The organism is Enterococcus sp. OL5, assembly GCF_006491895.1.
Taxonomy (GTDB): Bacteria; Bacillota; Bacilli; order Lactobacillales; family Enterococcaceae; genus Enterococcus_D; species Enterococcus_D innesii.
Genome location: NZ_VHIL01000003.1, coordinates 256,691 through 275,286 on the forward strand (window position 1 = coordinate 256,691; position 18,596 = coordinate 275,286).

An 18,596-nucleotide genomic window follows, 5' to 3' on the forward strand; every position below is an offset into this window, starting at 1 on the left:
TTTAGTCTTCTAAATAAAGCATGATGGTCTGGATCTCAAAAGGCTGGAAATGGATTGTGATGCTTTGGGCATCCAGCGGCTCGACCGGCAGTTCAGCGACGGTTTCTTCCAAAAGATTCGTTAAAACCGCTTTTTTGATTCTTTTCTGGCAGCGCATTTGACAGGCGGTGGTTTGATTGTGATATTCATACAACCGCACGATCAGTGCCTCTTCATCTTCGGCTTTTTTCACCGTATCCAGTAAGACATTCTTTTGGTCGACTGCTAGAAAAGCTTCTGCTGATAGTTGTGGCACACTTGGAACGGTTAGAACGGGAACATTCAATGCCAAAGCTTCTTCCATCGTTTGCGCGTCTTGCCAAGTTCCTTCGTGGGCGTACAAGGAATAGGTAAACTCATGAAGGCCTTGATCCGCTTCAGGATACGGATCAATCGGCGATTTAATCAAAGAAAGTCCGATTTTTTGATAATCCGTATTGAACCCATATTTCGAATCCGTCAAAATACTAACCCCATAATTCCCTTCTGAGAGATCTACCCATTTTTGTCCACAGCTCTCAAAACGCGCTTGGTCCCATGTCGTGTTTTGATGCACAGGCCGTTTTACCTGCCCGAATTGAATATCAAACGTTGCTTCCAATGTGTTAACATCAATCGGCATCAATGCCTTTAACAGCAGTTGATGCTGGTGCCAATCAACCGCTGTTTCAAAATCGATTCTTCCCGTGCCATGGTAAAAATGCAGCCATTGCGTAATAAAAGAATCTTCAAACTGACGTTTGATCTTCAAGGTATCGCGAATCTCCCCTTGCTCAACAACCTCAGCTGAGAGAACTTGCTTCACAGGATAAGGCTTCTTCTGGTAATAAATATCAATGTCCCACGCATCATAATCCATTGGCAGATCTTCGTAAGCCACTAACTGATTCAACCGCTCTCCTTTTGGCACGATTTCTCGCTGCTGCCGTTTGTCAAATAAAGAGATGATGTCAAAGTGTTCGTCAAAAATCACTTTAAAATCAACCGTTTCAAACGATTCCTCCAGCCGCATTGCCACTTGCTTTGATTGAGGCACAGCTGAGACAGGGGTCAGTGTTTTGCAGCTCAATCCAGCCATGGCGGGAATTTTGACTAAGAGCCGTTCATCATAGGTCCGCTGAGTCAGGTAAGCTTCTTTGATCCCTGTCTGATCGTCTAAATAGACCAGACCCGTCCGCTCTTGTCCCAGCGGATTAAAGACATGCCATGACGTAGCTTCGGCTGCTTGCACCGCTGGAATCAAAGCTTCGATCAGCTTGCAGCCTTTATCAAAGAGCTGTTGATACTCTTGATCCGTCTGATCATAAACTTCTTTGATCGAGCTTCCCGGCAGAATGTCATGGAATTGATTAAATAGCAGCTGTTTCCAAAGTTGTTCTAATTCAGCTTGCGGATAACGATTGATTGCACAAATACTATAAAGTTTTTCAATCGTCTGTAAGAAAAATTCTCCTTGGCGATTGGCCTTCTTGTTTTTGCCAATCGAAGTCAGTGTTCCACGATGGTATTCAAAGTACAATTCGCCGTACCAGACTGGGCCAGATTTTTCCTTAAAAGAATCTGCCAGTCGATCAAAAAAGCCCCCCACATGATTGCCAGTAATCGTCGGCATATCCGGCAATGTTTTTTGCAGCCGTTTCTGGACTTCTAGCATCTCTTTCGTCGGGCCTCCGCCACCGTCACCATACCCATAGGCAATCAAAATTTCGTCGTGCTGATCTTTTTGCTGATAACGTTCAAAACTGCCTTTGATCGTATACGGATCTAGCAATCCATTATACGTCGTATAATAATCTCTTGGACTGTATCCTTCACTGATGGTGGTAATAAAATGCGTCAAAACGCGGCTGCCATCAATTCCTTGCCAATAGAAGGAATCATAAGGAATTTGATTGAACTGGTTCCATGACAGCTTCGTCGTCATAAAGTAGGGCGTATTTGTTTTGCGTAAAATTTGCGGCAAGGCGGCTGAATAACCAAAGACATCCGGTAGCCATAAGATGCGGCTATCGACTTGAAATTCCTCTTTCATAAACCGTTTGCCATAAAGGATCTGACGAACCAGCGATTCCCCTGAAGTCAAATTGCAATCGGCTTCCACCCACATCGCCCCGTCAACTTCCCATCTTCCTTCTCGAACTTTTTCTTTGATTGCAGCGTAAAGTTCAGGATAATGTGTTTTCATGGAGAGATACAGTTGTGGTTGGCTTTGAAAAAACGTGTAATCTGGATACTCCTCCATCAATTTCAAGACCGTCTGGAAACTGCGCTCGCCTTTTTCAATTGCTTGCTGCGCCGTCCAAAGCCACGCCAGATCGATGTGGGTATGGCCGACAGCCGTCACTTTTTGTTTTGGTGTATGCGCTGGTAAGTAATATGACGCAAGCAGCTGCTTTGCTTTTGCGAGACTTTCATAAAATGCCGCTGAGTAGGGCGTACGAAAATCCAAGACATTGGCGACTTGACCAAGGACTTGTTGATAAAATGCTTCGTCACCGCCAAAAGCACGAATGGCACGCCAACTATCAAACAGCGTATAAAAATCAAACCAGAGTTCATTGACGACAGGATCCAATGCCAATAAGTTGATATGCAGTGGGAATGGTTTATCGGAACGGCCCGAGAACAGATCAATCTTCAGTTTGACTGCTTTTTGTTGATATCCTTCAGCCAAAGTGACCTCTCGATGATTGACATCGATAGCTTGGACATAGGTATCGTCCAAATAAATTTTGATTTGGGGATTGGTGGTGTTGTCCCACTCTGAGAGGCTTGAATAGACTTGTAAGACACAAGGATTCCCTACCCAGTCATTGGGAACTTGAAAGCTGCCTTTCAGCTGATAATAGGTGTTTTTTTCTCCGAAATAACTCCCTTGCTCATACGGTACCCAATCCTCTTGCTTTAAAAAAAGCGGGTCTATTGGCTGTTGGTAGCGTACACGGTACTGTTTTAATTTGTAGAAAATTTTTCGGATGCGTTCAAACTCGTAAGGCTGCATAACTCTCATTTTTCTTTTGACTCCTCTATCTATTTTTTGAAAAAAAACGGGTGGAGATTGATTGTCTCGACCCGTTTCCCTTATCGTATGATATTAGTTTGCTTTCCAGCGGTCATAGGCCGTTTGATAGACTTCGACATATTCGTCAATGCCCATTGCTTCGATCGTTTTCACATAATCGTCCCAATTGTCTAATGGCTCGACACCTGTGATAAACTTCGCTTCCATTTGTTCTACATAAGTTGTCAAATCAGTGGCAGTGGCTGCTACTTTGTCATTTTCTTCAATCGTTAAATACAGTAGCGGGAATGGTACTTCAGCGATGTCTTCCATCTTTTCTGCCGTTTCTTGTGCAACCCAATCACTAAAACGAGTATCTGGTTCTTCATCAGCCGTTTTGCGTATATGGTATTCACCTGTTGTATCAATGACAATGTTTGGTGTAGTCAATCCATACGCCGGCGTGATTTTACCGCGTTCGTCTTCCGTGTTATCTGTATCAATGCCATCCACATAAACCCGGACTTTTTCGCCATCCGCATTTTCTTGGTACTCCCAAAGAACACCTTCTGGCCCTTGTTCAATATATTTTGTGCCTTCTTCCGAATAGAAGTAATCCACCCAACGCATGGAAGCTTCTGGGGAAGGATTGACATTGGTCAATGCAAAAGTTCCGCGGGAGATTCGTGGACTGCCAGGAATCTTGGCTTCTGGTGCCCATTCAGAGGTCAACGGTTGGAACATCGGATCGTTCATTGCCTCTGCCTCACTACGACCAGTAGTAAAGAAGCTGAAATAGTCGGCAAAAAGCCCTAGTTGATTGTTTTCACCCTTCGCTTTTTTCTGCTCATCGGACTGTCCATAAACTTCTTTATCCAGTAATCCTTCATCGTACAGTGTATTCATGTATTCCAAGAATGCTTTGTAGTTTTCTGATGTCGGTGTGTAGGAGACCACATCATCGTCCACTTGAATCCCGCGAGTCCGTAAGCCAAAGGCGGCCATCAACCAAACACGTGTCGAGTTCATATCGACATCCGTCAATGGAATCTCGTCTGCTTGACCATTTCCGTTAGGATCTTCGTCTTTGAAACGCGTCAACAATTCTTGCAGTTCCTCTGTGGTTTTCGGCAGTTCTGATACGCCTAAATTATCTAGCCACGTGCCGTTGTACCACATCGGGCCTTGCCACCAGATTGAAGTCGCATTCCGCGAGATCATTGGTAAGGAGTAAATGTGCCCATCTGGCGTGGTGATCGATTTTAAAATAGAAGGATCTTCTTGCGTCAGTGCATAAAGATTTGGCATGATTTCTGGCGTGATATACTCCTCTAAAGGAAGTAAAATCCCTTGTGAACCGTAATCGATCTCCATCGAAGCCGTCAGTGCTTGCGAACCAGCACCGTAAACGATATCCGGCAAGTCGCCGGAAGCAAAGGCTAAGTTCAGTTTCGTACTAAAGTCAGCCGATGGCGGTGTCGTATAAGTCAATTTGATACCGGTTTTTTCTTGGTAATCCTGTAGCGTCGGCATGTCTTCCCACTCGGCCATTCCCACACCTGGTGCCATGATATTCAAGGTCAGCTCTTCGCCTTCTTTGATGATTGGAAATTGGCTGTCATGATTGATAGCAACCTCTTTCTTTTCTCCAGTTCCCTCATCTGAAGAATTGCCGCAGGCACCCAAGACGAGGGTACTGCATAAAGCGACACCCGCCATTCCTAAAAGTTTCTTTTTTAATCCCATTTTCTTCCTCCTTTGATTTTTTTATCCTTTAATTGAACCGACCATCATGCCCTTGACAAAATACTTTTGTAAGAACGGATAGACGATGATTACCGGTAACGAAGAAACGATCATGACACCGTACTTGATGACTTGAGCGAGTTGCTGTTTGCTGTATAGCATGTTCGCCATTTCTGAAGTCACATTGCTGACGGTATTTGAAGACATATCTTGAAGAATCAAAATTTCTCTTAAAATCATCTGCAGCGGGTACATCGATCGATCAGAAAGATAGATCAATGCGTTAAAGAAGCTGTTCCAATGTCCGACGCCATAGAACAAAGCCATTACCGCAATGATCGGCGTTGATAATGGTAAAACGATCTGCATGAATAGCCGAAAATCGGAACAACCATCCACAATCGCTGCTTCTTCCATCTCTCGCGGAATTGTGGATTGAAAAAACGTTCGTGTAACAACCACATTGTAAACTGAGACGGCCCCTGGAATCACCAATGCCCAAACGGTATTCAGCATGCCTAAGCTGCGAATCAGCAAATAGCTGGGAATCAAGCCACCAGACAGGAACATGGTAACCAGCATAAAATTGGTGAAGGCCCGTCGCCCATAAAAATCCTCTCGCGATAACGCATAGGCACAAGGCAAGGTTACCAAGAGATTGATCGATGTTCCTAACACTGTATAGTAAATCGTGTTCAAATAGCCACGCCAGATACTGCTGTTGCCCAATAATGTTCGATAACCTTCGAAGGTGATTCCTTTTGGTAAAAGCCACATTTCACCAGAGTTTACCAGATGCGGATTTGAGATCGAAGCGCTGACGATATAGATCAGCGGATATAAAACGATCAGCAATGAAATTGCTAAAAACACATAAACAAAGATCAAAAAGATTTTATCAGCACGGGTATCTTTTATTAAAGAAGTTGTTTTCACTTTTGGTCCTCCCTCCTACAATAGACTAGAGTTGCTTAAACGTTTGGCGATATGATTGACTACGATCAACAAGACTGAATTGATCAGTGAGTTAAATAGGCCGACTGCCGCAGCAAAACTGTACTGCGCATCTAACAGCCCTTGCTGGTATACAAAGGTCGCAATCACATTCGAGGATTGCATATTCAAAGGATTCTGCATCAAGATGATTTTTTCAAACCCAACTGACATCAAGCTGCCGAAGCTCATGATCAATAAGATCACCATCGTGGGCATGATCGTTGGAATATTGATATACCAAACGCGTTGCAGACGAGAAGCGCCATCGATCGTTGCCGCTTCGTGCAGTTGCGTATCGACTCCAGATAGAGCTGCCAGATAAATCACAGACCCCCATCCCGTTCCTTGCCAAACTCCGGACAGGACATAAATCGTTTTAAACCAACGGGGATTGGTCATAAAGCTGATCCGCTCGAAACCCAAAAATTCTAATAGGTGATTGATGATCCCTGTTGAGGGAGATAAGAAAGCAATGACCATACCAACCATGACCACCACAGCAATAAAGTTTGGGGCATAGGTGACTGTTTGGGTAATTTTTTTAAACGGGCCGTCTTTGATCTCATTCAAAGCCAATGCCAAGATGATCGGCAGCGGAAAACCGACAACCAATGAATAGATACTGATTCCTAAAGTATTTTTGATGAGTTCCCAAAAATAATAGGAATCGAAGAAACGTTGAAAATGTTTAAATCCAACCCAAGGACTGCCCAAAATCCCTAATGATGGCATATAATCCTTGAATGCAATAATGATTCCATACATCGGTCCATAAGAGAAAATCAAAATAATCAAAAATGCTGGTAACACAAACAAGTACAATTGCCGATTTTTCTTGATCTTCATTTTTATATCTTGTTTCTTTGTTTTAGGTACTGAAACGGTTTGTCTGATTGGCGCTGTTTCCATTCTTCCTCCTCCTTGCTTGGTGTTAGCCTTATCATGAATTGTATTCGCTTTCAAATCAATGTGTATTTTTTTTCCTATGTGTCGAAACGCGAATCCCAACTGCCCCAACGTTCGGGTGGCTGATATCCGACCATAAGAGATACGGTTCATCAGCATTTTTATAGATTGGTAACGGTTTTTTAGTAGCTAGATCAATTAGCTCGTCTTCTTCAGTTGCTCCGATCTCTGTTAAAGGAATCTGTTCGCAAACCACTGCAGCGATACTGCGAAATGCAAAATGAGCCTTGCCGTCTTTTTGATAGGTCAAATGCCATTCATTTGGCCAAGCTGTTGGTCTCGCCCGCGTTTCATAGATGCCTTCACCATATAGCGCCAACCAATGGCCGATTTCTTCTAAGCGTTGGGTCTCTTCGAATGTAAATTCGCCCTCAGGTGTTGGGCCAACACCTAAAATCAAATTTCCCCCTTTGCTGACTACATCAATCAAGGTTTCCAGCAGTTCTTGGCTGCTCTTGAAGGTATCATTCGGCACATAGCCCCAATCATTCCCAATCGGGATATTGCTTTCCCAAACTTTTTTAGGAATTTCCGCTAATGCAGGAATTTTGCGTTCCGGTGTCACATAATTTTCATGACGGCCACCCATCATCCGATCAACGATGATCAATTCCGGCTGTTTCTCACGCGCAATCTCAGCTAAACGATCCATTTGTAGGTCTTCTTTGCCTTGTCCGCACCAACCGGCATCTAACCAAAGAAAATCGACTGTTCCGTAATTGGAAGTAATCTCTGCAATCTGGCGATGCACAAACGACACATAGCGCGCCCAAATTTCTGGATGAAGGTGGGTGTCGTAGCTGGCATGACGGCCTTTGACGGTATCATCATCCAACCAGTAAAAAGGAGAATACCAGTCAGCTTTAGAATAGTAGGCTCCTGTTGCAATCCCTACTTCTCGAAATGCCGTAAACACTTCTTGCAATATATCGCGTTTAAAGGGACTTAATTTCCCACCGATTTTAAACTCTGATTCCATAGTATTGAACATCGAAAACCCGTCATGATGCTTTGTCGTGAACAAACAGTACTTAAATCCTGCATCCTTACAGATCTTGGCCCATTTGCGGGTATCCAGCTTCTTCGGCTCAAATTGATTGATCAACTGCCAATAATCCAAACGTAGTGCTTCGATAGTTTCTCGATAGGGCTGGTTTTCTCTAGCCCATTCATCTTTTTCAGATAATTGCCATGATTCAACGATCCCCGCTTCGGCATACAGCCCATAATGGAAGATCACTCCGAATTTCAAGTCTTGAAACCATTCCAGACGCTGCTTGAGCATTTCTGTTTCTGGGACCCACGCTGCTTGCTCTCTCTCCTTGGCTTCTTCAATATCGCCGCGAATTTTTGTCATGCATTTGCACTCCTTTCTTTGTTCTAAATGTAAGCGAAAAAAAGTCCATCTAACAATATGTAACTTTTTTCACTGTGTTAAACCAAGCAAGAGCGTTTGCAAAATTTGTAATGAAGAAAGCTTCCTTCCATAAAAACGTTAGGAGAAATAAAGCGGGTCAAACATATTTGCTGTGTTTTTCCTGTATGAGATGTGTGGTTTTTTTCATCCATGCCCACTATCCATGGATCAATGGTACGATAAGAACAACAATTAAAGCGGATACAATATGGTTATCCGTAAGAAAGTGAGGATCTTATGAAACAATCCAATGGTCTTTATCATGTTTCCTATCAAGTCGGTGAATGGCTCCTCCATTGCCTAAAATTGCAGTTTCTTTGGTTCTATTGGGTTTTGCGATACGGGATATTTTTAGGGATTTTTCCTGCCACCGCTACGATCATCCAAGCTTTTTTCGACAGTTTCCAAAAAAAGGGACGACCAGCGGCTTTTAAGCCTTGGTTCAGAACTGTCGTGAAAAAAAATTTCCGTCGCGCCAATCAATTAGGAGCCATGCAAGTGGGTTTGCTGCTTTTCTTATGGCTAGAATTGCGCATCTCTAGTACCTTTATCCAAAATAGCTTGATTCACTTTTTTTTGCTGCTGTTGTTTATCAGTGCCCTTTTGATCAGCTTGTATCTGCTGCCAGTGTATTTGCGTTATGACTTGCCCCTTCTTCACTATTTTAAGCAAGCAGTAATACTGATGGTTATCAGTGTTCCCCAAACGATTGCGATGATTTTGGGAATCTTAGTAACTACAATCATTTTGACTTTTTTACCGATTTTATTAGTCATCGGCTTTGTTCCTTTTTTCCTTTTTCCCAATAGTTGGTTCTCTTTTCAAGCGATCCAACGTTCAGAATCATTGCTGATAAAAGAAACTTAAGAAGGGACGTTCGTGATGAAAGACATTTTTATCCAAAGTAATGAAAACCTTGATGATTTTTTTAGTCACATACTACCGGAACTAGCGTTGCGAGAATCACCGCAAGGGCATCCATTACAGCTGATTCAACGGCCCGGTTCTCTGAAAATTTGCCACGGTCCGCTAGAAACAATCATTTACTATCAAGAAAAAGCCCATTTGTTTCGGGCGTTGACCTTGTGGTTGCATGAGGACCGCCCTGTCTATATCCTGGAGGAACACCCTCATTTTGAAGCAATTGGACCAATGATCGATTTGTCCCGCAATGCAGTAATGACCGTTGAAAAACTGCAACGCGTTATTCTATTGACAAGCAAGATGGGGCTTAATCGCCTCATGCTTTATATGGAAGACACTTATGAAATTCCAGAGTATCCTTATTTTGGTCATTTACGAGGCCGTTATACACAAGTTGAGTTAAAGAAGCTTGATAGCTATGCGCAATCTATAGGTGTAACTTTGATTCCGGCGATTCAAACATTGGCACACTTAACGAATCCCTTAAAATGGGGATTTGCTAAAAACATTCGGGACACGGAAGATATTTTACTGGTGGGAGAAGAAGAAACGTATACCTTTTTGGAAGCAGCGATCCGTTCGATCCGTTCGTGTTTTACGACGGATCAGCTACACATTGGCATGGATGAAGCTCACCAATTGGGGAAAGGAAAATATTTGGTATTGCACGGTTTAAAAGACCGTTTCTCAATTATGGCCGAACATCTGCAGCGGGTAGCTGTGCTTTGTCAAAACGTGGGTTTTAAGCCGATGATGTGGAGCGATATGTTTTTTAGGATCGGTGCACCTACGGGTGATTATTACGATCCAGACGTGTGTTTTCCAACAGAATTGTTTACTGACCTTCCTGCTGTCAAAATGGTTTACTGGGATTATTACCACCATGATCATGCCTCTTATCAGCGAATGTTTGCGAAACATCGGGAATTAAAACAGCCGATCGTCTTTGCTGGAGGTATCTGGACTTGGAACGGTTTGGCGCCGAACTATGGCAAAAGTTTCGCCACCATGCGTCATGCCTTGCAAGCCGCCAAAGAAAACGATGTTCAGGAAGTCTATGCCACACTTTGGGGCGACGACGGAGCTGAAACACCGTTGATTGCTGCGCTACTAGGTTTACAATATTTCAGTGAAGCGCAGTTTGGAAACGACCTTTCGTTAGAGAATTTAACTAAAAAATTTCAGCTCTTTCACCAATCAATAGCCAACGACTTTTTACTGCTTGATCGCTTTGATCAAACTGCAGGTGTACCAGAAAATAATCCTCACGGAGAAAACCCCAGCAAGCTGCTGTTCTACCAAGACTTGCTGTATGGTTTGTATCAGGAAAACTTAACCGATCTTTCTTTAGCATCCCACTATCAAGCATTGGCTCAAGAGTTGGCCGCTGTGAAAGCAACACGGGACACACAAACGATGTTTGCCTTTTATCAGCAGCTGGCTGATGTTTTGGCACAAAAAGCCTGTATTACCAACCAGATCACCAGCGCCTATAAAAGCAAGGATCGCAGCGGACTGCATCAAGCAGTCGATGAGCTCAGTGTCTATAAATCCGCCTTGCAATCCCTTTACGAAGCCCATCGTCAAGTCTGGTTTGATTGGAATCGTCCGTTTGGTTTTGAGAGTATCGATCTGCGTTATGGGGCCCTGCTGATGCGCTGTGACACGACGCGCTGGCGGCTGAATGCCTTCTTGGACGGGGAGCTCGATACTTTGGAAGAATTGACTCAACCGTCCTTACCAATGGTGACCCCTTTCAGCGGCAACACTTCTGTGGGTCGCAATTTATTTCATGGAATCTATAGTGCGGGGAAAATTTCTGATGTTTAAAAGAAGGAGTGAGAACTTATGAAAACATCCTTGCTGCGCCGAACCATCATCGTGAGTTTGCTGGCTGTTGTTAGCCTATTCTTTCTCTATTTTCTAACAACCGATTCTTCTGCTCCAGTTCATGCCCAACCTTCAGAAAAACTGGAGATGACAGGTAATATTACAAATCAAGCAGCGGCGGAGGCTTGTTTGTCAGTGCTGAAAGAAAATTTACAAGCAGCCTCTGACCAAGACGCTACAGCTTATGCCGCCACGCTCGTGGCAGCGGCGCGAGCAGAGACGACCCAAGAATTGGCTGCTTTTTTTGCAGAAGAACAGCTGCAGCACACGCTGCTTTCTTTTGAAGTCGTTAAACAAGAGACAGGATCCATGCTGGTCGCGGCGCAACAGAAAACGATCAGCCCAAAAGATTCTTCCTACCGTGATCACATCACAGAGGCTTACCATACTTTCGTTAAGGAAGCAGATGGCTGGAAAATTCAAGAAACAGTCATGACGAATACAGAATTTCTTTAAGTGAGTGAAAAAGGAGTGATTTTTAATGAGAACGTATAGGAATTGGCCTGCCATCTACCCTGACCCAAACTGGTTTCTCCATGATCGGTTTGGCTTATTCATCCATTTCGGCCTATTCAGTATTGGCGCTCGACACGAATGGTTTATGACGACAGAAAAAATTGAACCTACCACCTATCGCGAGAACTATTTTTCTCAGTTTGATCCTGATCTTTTCAACGCGGAGGAATGGGCTCAAACCGCAAAGAAGGCCGGTTTTAAATACATGGTCTTCACGACGAAACATCATGAAGGCTTTGCCCTTTGGGACACCGCGCTCAGCGACTACAAAGTAACCAACACCCCATTCAAGCGAGACCTCTTAGCAGAACTGCTGCCGGCATTTCGCAAGGTCGGCATTAAGGTCGGACTGTATCATTCGCTGATCGATTGGTATCATCCAGATTTCACGCTCGACGGACTGCATCCGCAACGAGAGACTATTCAAGCCCGTCAAACTAATGACCAGCGGGACATGCGCCGTTATCAAGATTTTTTGGCTGGTCAAGTCACCGAACTATTGACCAATTATGGGACCATTGATTATATGTGGTTTGATTTTCCTTATAGCCATCGAGATTGGGGCTGGTCAAAAGGCAAAGGTGCCGCCGACTGGGATAGCGAACGGATCGAAAAAATTTGTCGAAACCTGCAACCGAACATGCTGCTGAATGACCGTTTGGATTTGGACCGCGGGATTACCACCCCTGAGCAATTCCAACCAGACAAACCATTAGAAGCGGATGGATTGCCTTTAATATGGGAAGCGTGCCAAACGATGTACGAAACGTGGGGCTATGATCGTGATGCTCAGCACTGGAAATCCAGTGAAATGATGACCAAAATGCTGATTGACACAGTAGCAAAAGATGGGAACTTTCTCTTAAATATCGGCCCGACTGCTCGTGGAGAAATCAACTTACCAACTCGCAGCCATTTAGAAGCCATCGGTTCATGGATGCATTATCATCAGCAAGCGATTATCGGCTGTGGTGCCAGCTCTTTTCAATCGCCTATTGACAGTCGCTACACCCAAAACGGGAATAAACTTTACTTGCACCTCTTCTCCTATCCCTACAAATCCTTGCATCTTCCGGGACTTGCAGGATGCGTGAAGCATATCCGTTTCTTACATGATGGTTCCGAGTTGTTTTATCGAGGATTTGATCCCGAGGAAGTTCTCACTTCAACGGAAGCCATCATCAACAAAGAGGACCTTGTTCTCAGCTTACCCGCCTGCCCACCAGATGTGTTGGTACCAGTGGTCGAAATCACTTTAAAAGAAACATAAGCGCCTATTGCACTGTGCTAAATGAATATTTTTATTGATACAAAAACATTGTCCTTACTTTCTTTACCAAAAAATGACTAGAAACTGATCGTTTCTAGTCATTTTTTATGGCTATTTTTTCAAGAACTCCCCAAATTCAGTTATACGAAAGTAGCGAACTAGCTTGTTGAACAGGTGATGAGAACATCCAGACGAGTTGCTTGCTTAATCCATCCTTAACGGTACTTACCACAGAAGGTTTAAAGTTCCTTGGACAAATAAAGAACAAGATCGTCATTGTTACAACAAGGCGCATTCATCGCACAATTCTGATTATTGAACCAAACACCAGACCCATCTGGAATATAGCCTTGTTTTACATACAGTCTCTGGGCCGATCCATAACCAGTGTGTAAACCTACCCCCAAAGTCACCACGGCAGCTATTTCTCGTGCCTTTTCTTCGGCTGCTTTTAAAAGCTGACTGCCTACCCCTTGTTTTTGATAGGATTCAAAAACATTAAAATCCGCAATTTCTGGATACAAGCCTTTAAATGGCCCATGCTTTGCTAGAGGGACCAAAGTCAAATACCCGGCAGTTTTGTTGTTTATTTTGGCAAGCAAAACGTATCTCTCCCCCGTTTCTTGCTCATTTAAATACTCCATCAAGAGCTGCTGGCGAGAAGGCCACCCTTGCTTTAAAAACATTTGATCCATTTCAAGAATATCTTTCCTCTTCAACGGTTGAATATCTATGATCACTTATTTGCTCCATTTCTCCCCTCACTCGGAGTTACGTTCATTTTATCAAAAATACTATTGGCTGTTGTTTCACTTGTCGCTAAACTTATTCAGCATAAAGAAAGCAACAGGGATTGTTAGCGATGCACCCTTTCACCCAATTCCTCTAACAATCAGCTGAAGGTCGCTTTCCACCCATCATAAAGCTTTTGAAATGTCTCTTTTGGTCGGTTTGGCTCATTATAAACTTTTTGGCTAATGGCCGCTTGGAGCCAAAAAATCGCTTGGATCACTTCACGGCTAGTCTGAGCCTCAGGTACATCCGCCCAGACGGATAAGGCGATCGCCTGTGTTTGGGCAAGCTGTTCCTGTGCAACTTGTTGTCCATTGGCAAACGTCGTCAACTGGAATTCATTGCTGATTTTTTCGTAAGTTGGATAGGTATACCCTGCCGCTTCTCCTAAGACATAATAGAAAAAATTATCATTGTGATTGATCATGGTATAGCCCTTTTCAAAAAAGACATCCGTCGGCGCCATATTTTGGTTCCAACGGGTCCAATAGGAGATTTGGCAATTCTCCGTCAACGTTGTCTGCTCTTGGCGATTCAAGCGGTAAAAACCATCATTCCAGACCCGCACAACAAAGCCGAGACTTTCAACAAAGACCGCCAGCTCATTGACATAATCAATAAAGACTTCGATTCCGCTGGCTTTTTCCCCATAGCGCTCGCGGGCTGCTTCGATCATTTGTGGAAAGTTTTCTAACTGGTCAAAATCAATAAACTCATCGGCCCCGATGTGAAAATAAGTGCTGTCTTCAAACAGTTGCGCATATTCCCGATAAACTTCCTGAATAAAGGCTACCGCTTCTGAATCCAAAATGTTTAGTGCTCGATCATCACGCGTGCCAGCTGCTGTCGGCAATTGCCACTGAGGTTTTTGAGCCAACACTTGTCGCAAATGACCAGGAGAATCAAAATCAGGGATGATGGCAATTTCATGGTTTTGGGCATACGCAATCAATTCACGAATCTCCTGCTTGGTCAAATATTCTTCCGAAACAATTTCTGGAAATTGCTGGGATTCAATCCGAAAGCCTTCGTTTTCCGAAAAATGAAGTTGCAGATGCGTGAATTGGAAGCAAGCCATGCTGCGGACGATTGCTTTCAAATCAGCTAGCGAATAAAATTTGCGCCCGATATCGATCATCAGACAGCGTTCTTTAAGCGCTGCTAGATAGCTTTTCTGTGCTAATTGACCCGTCGCCTGATCTCGGCCATATTTGGTTAACGCGTAAAAGGCATGTTCTGGCGAGGACACACTGATTGTTTGGTTTTCAAATCGAAAATCAGCATCCAGCTGCGGATCGATCACTATTTTCGGTAACGGATCTTTCGCCGACTGCCAACCTATTTCCTCAAAAAAGACGGCTGCTCGTTGCTGAACTTTTGTCAAATCAACTTGTTTGTTCATCTCATTTTCCCCCATACTTTCAATAATTTCTCATTTTTTGGTTCATTTCACGGTATTGCCCTGGTGTCACACCCACTATTTTTCGGAACTTTCTCGTATAATTGGAAACATCATAATACCCATTGTTGCGAATAATTTCTTTGATTGGCAAATCTGTTTCAATCAGTTCCTTTTTGATTTTTTTCAGTCTTAGTTCTTGAATATATTTGGAGAAGGTTTTGCCGCTTTCTTTTTTTACAAAACGGCTGACATAAGAGACAGAAACACCAACCTCCTCTGCCACCGATTCCAAGGAGAGCTGTGAGGAATGGTAATTTTCTTGGATAAAACTGAAGATTTTCTCATTCATTTCCGACTCGTCATCCAGCGGCTGTTTCTGCACCTTCGTGCAAATCTGCTGGGCAATCGTTAACAAGGCAGACTGCAATTGATTCAAGCTGTTGAAATCAGCACTTTCAGAAGCGGTATGCAGTACTTCTGCCCCCACCAATTCACCGCCGACTTGCGCGATCGTATTCAACAAGTAGTAGCCATACATTTTTTGGACACGAGGCGAAGTCTGTTTACTCTCGCCTTCTTCGATCAACCGCTGGATCGTTTCACTGGCAATCTCAATATTTCCTTGATTCAAGGCTTGGATCAATTTTAATTTTTGATTGTCTGGGTAATTGATTGGCAAATGATTGGTCTCTTTGGAAAGCTCCGCATAGTAGCTGATTTGCTTGCCTTGACTCCCTTGATTTTCCAGTGCTGCCAACCCTTCGATATAGGATTCATTGATGGCGGTTAGTTGATCGACCGTCATACCGACACCCATTGTGGGTGTTAGGGAGATCGCATGGGTAATTTTTTCCGCAATGGCATCCACAATTTCTTGTTGTTCTTTGCCATCAACAAACCCTACGGTCAAGGCTAACATTTCTTTGGATAAAATTTCCGTCGCATATGCCGTATAATCCGCCTCTTTGATTTCCTCGATATAATCGATCAGAAATTTTTTATCTCCTTGCTTGGCTTTGGAATCCACAGTTTTCGTATCGATGGCGATCACAAAGTAATTTGACTTAGGAAAGCAGACATGAACCGCTTCTAAAAGCAAAGCCAGTTCTTGCTCGGACCGAAAACGTCCGCTCATTAATTTGCGCAGCACTTGCTCTCTGGCATGAGGTGTTTGCAGGCGGACTTCCTGATGTAGTTCTTGGTGCTCAACCAAAAATGCCGCCAAGGTATTATGGACATCATCCATCGAATGAAGGGTCATTTTGGGGTCCCGATGAAACTCCTGAACCAGATTTTCGATTTTGCGAATTGGGCGATAACTACGTAACCCAAGCATCACGACTGCAGTGATACCCGTAAATAATATGGCGATAAATACTAAGACGAACTGCTCTTGTACACGGTTGACCGATGCCAGCGCTTGATTCGGATTAGCAACGGCTACCACTGAAATATTCAATTCATTATTGGCAATCGCTTGAACAAAATACGTTGATTGTTCAAACCGCATTCGTCCTGTTTGAATGCCTTTTTTCATGCGTTCGGGATGATTTAAAAAGCGCGCTAACTCATCATTGGTGGTACTGGCTAATAACTGGTACTCATCATTGATAATATAGGTGTTACTGATCCCATCGTTATTGCTGAGATCAAGAATTCTCTTCAAATTGTTCTCTTTGATTTCATAGATCGCTGAGCCATAGACAGTCATCTCTTCACTTTGAATGGGAACGATATAAAAGAAACGGGAATATCGCTGCTCCTCACCGGCGCCTTCTAATGTCAACAATGTAGGCGCTGAGGAATCCAATTGTGCGGCTAACTGTTCCTGGCCCATTTCATTTTTCGGCAGTACTTTTTTCAAAAATGTGTCAAAAGAGAATGATCCTACGGTTGAATACAAGGTTGCTGGGGACTCTTTATAATATAAATAGACTTCTTCGACTAAGTCGTTGGTGATTTTGTATGTTTGCATGGCCTCTCTTGCTTCTTTGGTCAAGTAAGGATGCTGCAAATATGTCAATGAGACAACATGATCATTGGTCATTTTTTGCGTCAGATAATTCAATTGAATAAACGTATTTTCTAAAGAATATTTCAACTGAATTAATTGGTTTCTAGCGGTCAGCATCACTTGTTCATTGATACTTTTGACAGAGGTATCATACCAAATCCATGACACGGCTAAAAAAGGCACTAAAAACACGATTAAATAAGAGCTGATGGCACGAATGATTCCCCTAAATAGTTTTTGACGATTCAGTTCCGTGTACTTTCCCATTTGCATCACCTATTCTCTGTTATTTCGAAAGCTCAAAAACGCTTTCATTTATCGGTACTTATTTAGGAGAAAAGAATGTATGATACTCTAATAAAATACGCTTTATTTCAATAAAAAACAATGCTTTTTTACAAGTCAGCTATCAGGCTTGTATATTCTTAACCAGTTATAACAAGCCCCCAACAAATTAGATTCATTGCCGAAACGACAGGCACAAATTTTGGGCACGATAACCGTACTGGGAATCTGCTCAGCAATCATAGCTAATCGTGCGTTTACATGTGGGATCAAGAAACGGCTCGCACTGATTCCACCGCCAATCAAGATGATTTCCGGATCAATCATATATTGCAGGCTATAGCAAGCTGCCGCCAGCTTATCGACAAAATCAGCTACTACTGGCAGACATCGCGGATCTTGTTCTTGAACCAGTGTATCAATACGCTGACCATTGATTGTTGGGTCTCCGATGCGTTTTGCTGTTTTCTCTACTAAGGTTCTGGTTGACCCTGCGATGCTCCAAAGTTCCCAATCCTTCCTTTCGGTCGGAAAAAGCATATAACCAAACTCTCCTGCTAGTAAGTGTTTGCCGCGAACCAGTTGATGATCGATCATCAAGCCACCGCCAACGGATGTACCTAGAACAATTGTCGCAAAGGACGCACAATTTTGAGCGTGACCCAACCACTTTTCTGCCAATAACGCACAGTTGCCATCATTTTCGGCAGCCACTGGACATTGGTATGTACTGCGCAAATGCTTAACCAGTCTTTTACCAAATCCTTCATATAAAGGGGATGTCATGCCGATTTCTTGGCTTCGGGGATCAACCAGTCCCGTTGAGCTAATAGCAATGCCATCAAATGCTGCTGCATAACATGCATCGATCTGTCGACATATACGTTGCGTGACTGTGGAATATTCCTTGTTCATGGGAAATTGAGTCAATTGTTTACGTTCCCCCTGACTATTCACTAACCCACATTTAATAGCAGTACCGCCAATATCAATTGCTAAAATCCACATTTTGTTGACCTCACAAGGTTTTCTTTTGTCTTAGATTCAGTATACGCAACCGATGTTTTTCTCGACCATATGTATTTCTTGCAGCAATGTGTCAAATCCTTTAAAGCATTGAAAAAGCGCGAAATAGAAGATTTTTGGCATTTAAAAAGAGGACCATTAAAAAGCCAGCGATAGCTTCGTAACTTATTTTTCTAGCACTTGAAAGAGCTGATGTCCCCCTCAACTTCACAAGAATTTGCCTCATTCAAAGCAAAAAACGACCTCATTGGATGTAGTTAACTGAGAAACTAAAAAAGGAAGCCGTTGCATCTCTTTTTCTAATGGGATAAG

Annotated in this window: 13 protein-coding genes; 4 read left to right on the plus strand and 9 right to left on the minus strand. The window is 43.2% G+C overall.

The features are described 5' to 3' along the window. Nucleotide 1 precedes the first annotated feature (1 nt). From FJU10_RS05450 to FJU10_RS05470, 5 genes are all read right to left on the minus strand, one after another. Entirely contained in the window at nucleotides 2-3,049 is a 3,048-nt protein-coding gene (locus FJU10_RS05450; protein WP_140965352.1) for an alpha-mannosidase, read from the minus strand. Nucleotides 3,050-3,133: 84 nt separating this feature from the next. Next, on the minus strand, nucleotides 3,134-4,786 hold the full coding sequence (locus FJU10_RS05455) for an extracellular solute-binding protein (protein ID WP_061053315.1): 1,653 nt from the start codon (nucleotides 4,784-4,786) through the stop codon (nucleotides 3,134-3,136). Between the two features lie 21 nt (nucleotides 4,787-4,807). After that, the gene (locus FJU10_RS05460; RefSeq protein WP_008379474.1) at nucleotides 4,808-5,722 is read right to left on the minus strand and encodes a carbohydrate ABC transporter permease; all 915 of its coding nucleotides are present in this window, start codon (nucleotides 5,720-5,722) and stop codon (nucleotides 4,808-4,810) included. 15 nt (nucleotides 5,723-5,737) lie between these two features. Continuing rightward, nucleotides 5,738-6,691, minus strand: coding sequence for an ABC transporter permease (locus FJU10_RS05465; protein WP_008379472.1), 954 nt, complete (start codon nucleotides 6,689-6,691; stop codon nucleotides 5,738-5,740). 55 nt (nucleotides 6,692-6,746) lie between these two features. Then, on the minus strand, nucleotides 6,747-8,105 hold the full coding sequence (locus tag FJU10_RS05470) for an alpha-L-fucosidase (RefSeq protein WP_140965353.1): 1,359 nt from the start codon (nucleotides 8,103-8,105) through the stop codon (nucleotides 6,747-6,749). A gap of 297 nt (nucleotides 8,106-8,402) precedes the next feature. Here FJU10_RS05470 and FJU10_RS05480 point away from each other — a divergent pair, with 297 nt between their 5' ends. The 4 genes from FJU10_RS05480 to FJU10_RS05495 are packed head-to-tail and all read left to right on the plus strand — an operon-like array spanning nucleotide 8,403 to nucleotide 12,765. After that, nucleotides 8,403-9,032 (plus strand): YesL family protein, encoded by a 630-nt coding sequence (locus FJU10_RS05480; RefSeq protein ID WP_140965354.1) that lies wholly within the window; start codon nucleotides 8,403-8,405, stop codon nucleotides 9,030-9,032. Nucleotides 9,033-9,047: 15 nt separating this feature from the next. After that, nucleotides 9,048-10,919 (plus strand): beta-N-acetylhexosaminidase, encoded by a 1,872-nt coding sequence (locus tag FJU10_RS05485; RefSeq protein WP_140965355.1) that lies wholly within the window; start codon nucleotides 9,048-9,050, stop codon nucleotides 10,917-10,919. Nucleotides 10,920-10,937: 18 nt separating this feature from the next. Next, nucleotides 10,938-11,435, plus strand: a complete 498-nt coding sequence (locus tag FJU10_RS05490; RefSeq protein WP_140965356.1) for a hypothetical protein — start codon at nucleotides 10,938-10,940, stop codon at nucleotides 11,433-11,435. Between the two features lie 25 nt (nucleotides 11,436-11,460). Beyond that, the gene (locus tag FJU10_RS05495; protein WP_140965357.1) at nucleotides 11,461-12,765 is read left to right on the plus strand and encodes an alpha-L-fucosidase; all 1,305 of its coding nucleotides are present in this window, start codon (nucleotides 11,461-11,463) and stop codon (nucleotides 12,763-12,765) included. 239 nt (nucleotides 12,766-13,004) lie between these two features. On the opposite strand, the gene FJU10_RS05500 is transcribed toward FJU10_RS05495, so the two are convergent. The 4 genes from FJU10_RS05500 to FJU10_RS05515 all read right to left on the minus strand — a co-directional run bounded on the left by FJU10_RS05500 (nucleotide 13,005) and on the right by FJU10_RS05515 (nucleotide 18,266). After that, nucleotides 13,005-13,505 (minus strand): GNAT family N-acetyltransferase, encoded by a 501-nt coding sequence (locus tag FJU10_RS05500; RefSeq protein ID WP_140965358.1) that lies wholly within the window; start codon nucleotides 13,503-13,505, stop codon nucleotides 13,005-13,007. Nucleotides 13,506-13,657: 152 nt separating this feature from the next. After that, nucleotides 13,658-14,959, minus strand: a complete 1,302-nt coding sequence (locus FJU10_RS05505; RefSeq protein ID WP_140965359.1) for a family 20 glycosylhydrolase — start codon at nucleotides 14,957-14,959, stop codon at nucleotides 13,658-13,660. Between the two features lie 19 nt (nucleotides 14,960-14,978). Then, nucleotides 14,979-17,246 carry a helix-turn-helix domain-containing protein gene (locus FJU10_RS05510; protein ID WP_140965360.1) on the minus strand — a complete coding sequence of 756 codons (2,268 nt, stop codon included), beginning with the start codon at nucleotides 17,244-17,246 and terminating at the stop codon, nucleotides 14,979-14,981. Nucleotides 17,247-17,375: 129 nt separating this feature from the next. Beyond that, nucleotides 17,376-18,266, minus strand: coding sequence for an ROK family protein (locus FJU10_RS05515; protein WP_086291657.1), 891 nt, complete (start codon nucleotides 18,264-18,266; stop codon nucleotides 17,376-17,378). Nucleotides 18,267-18,596 lie beyond the last annotated feature (330 nt).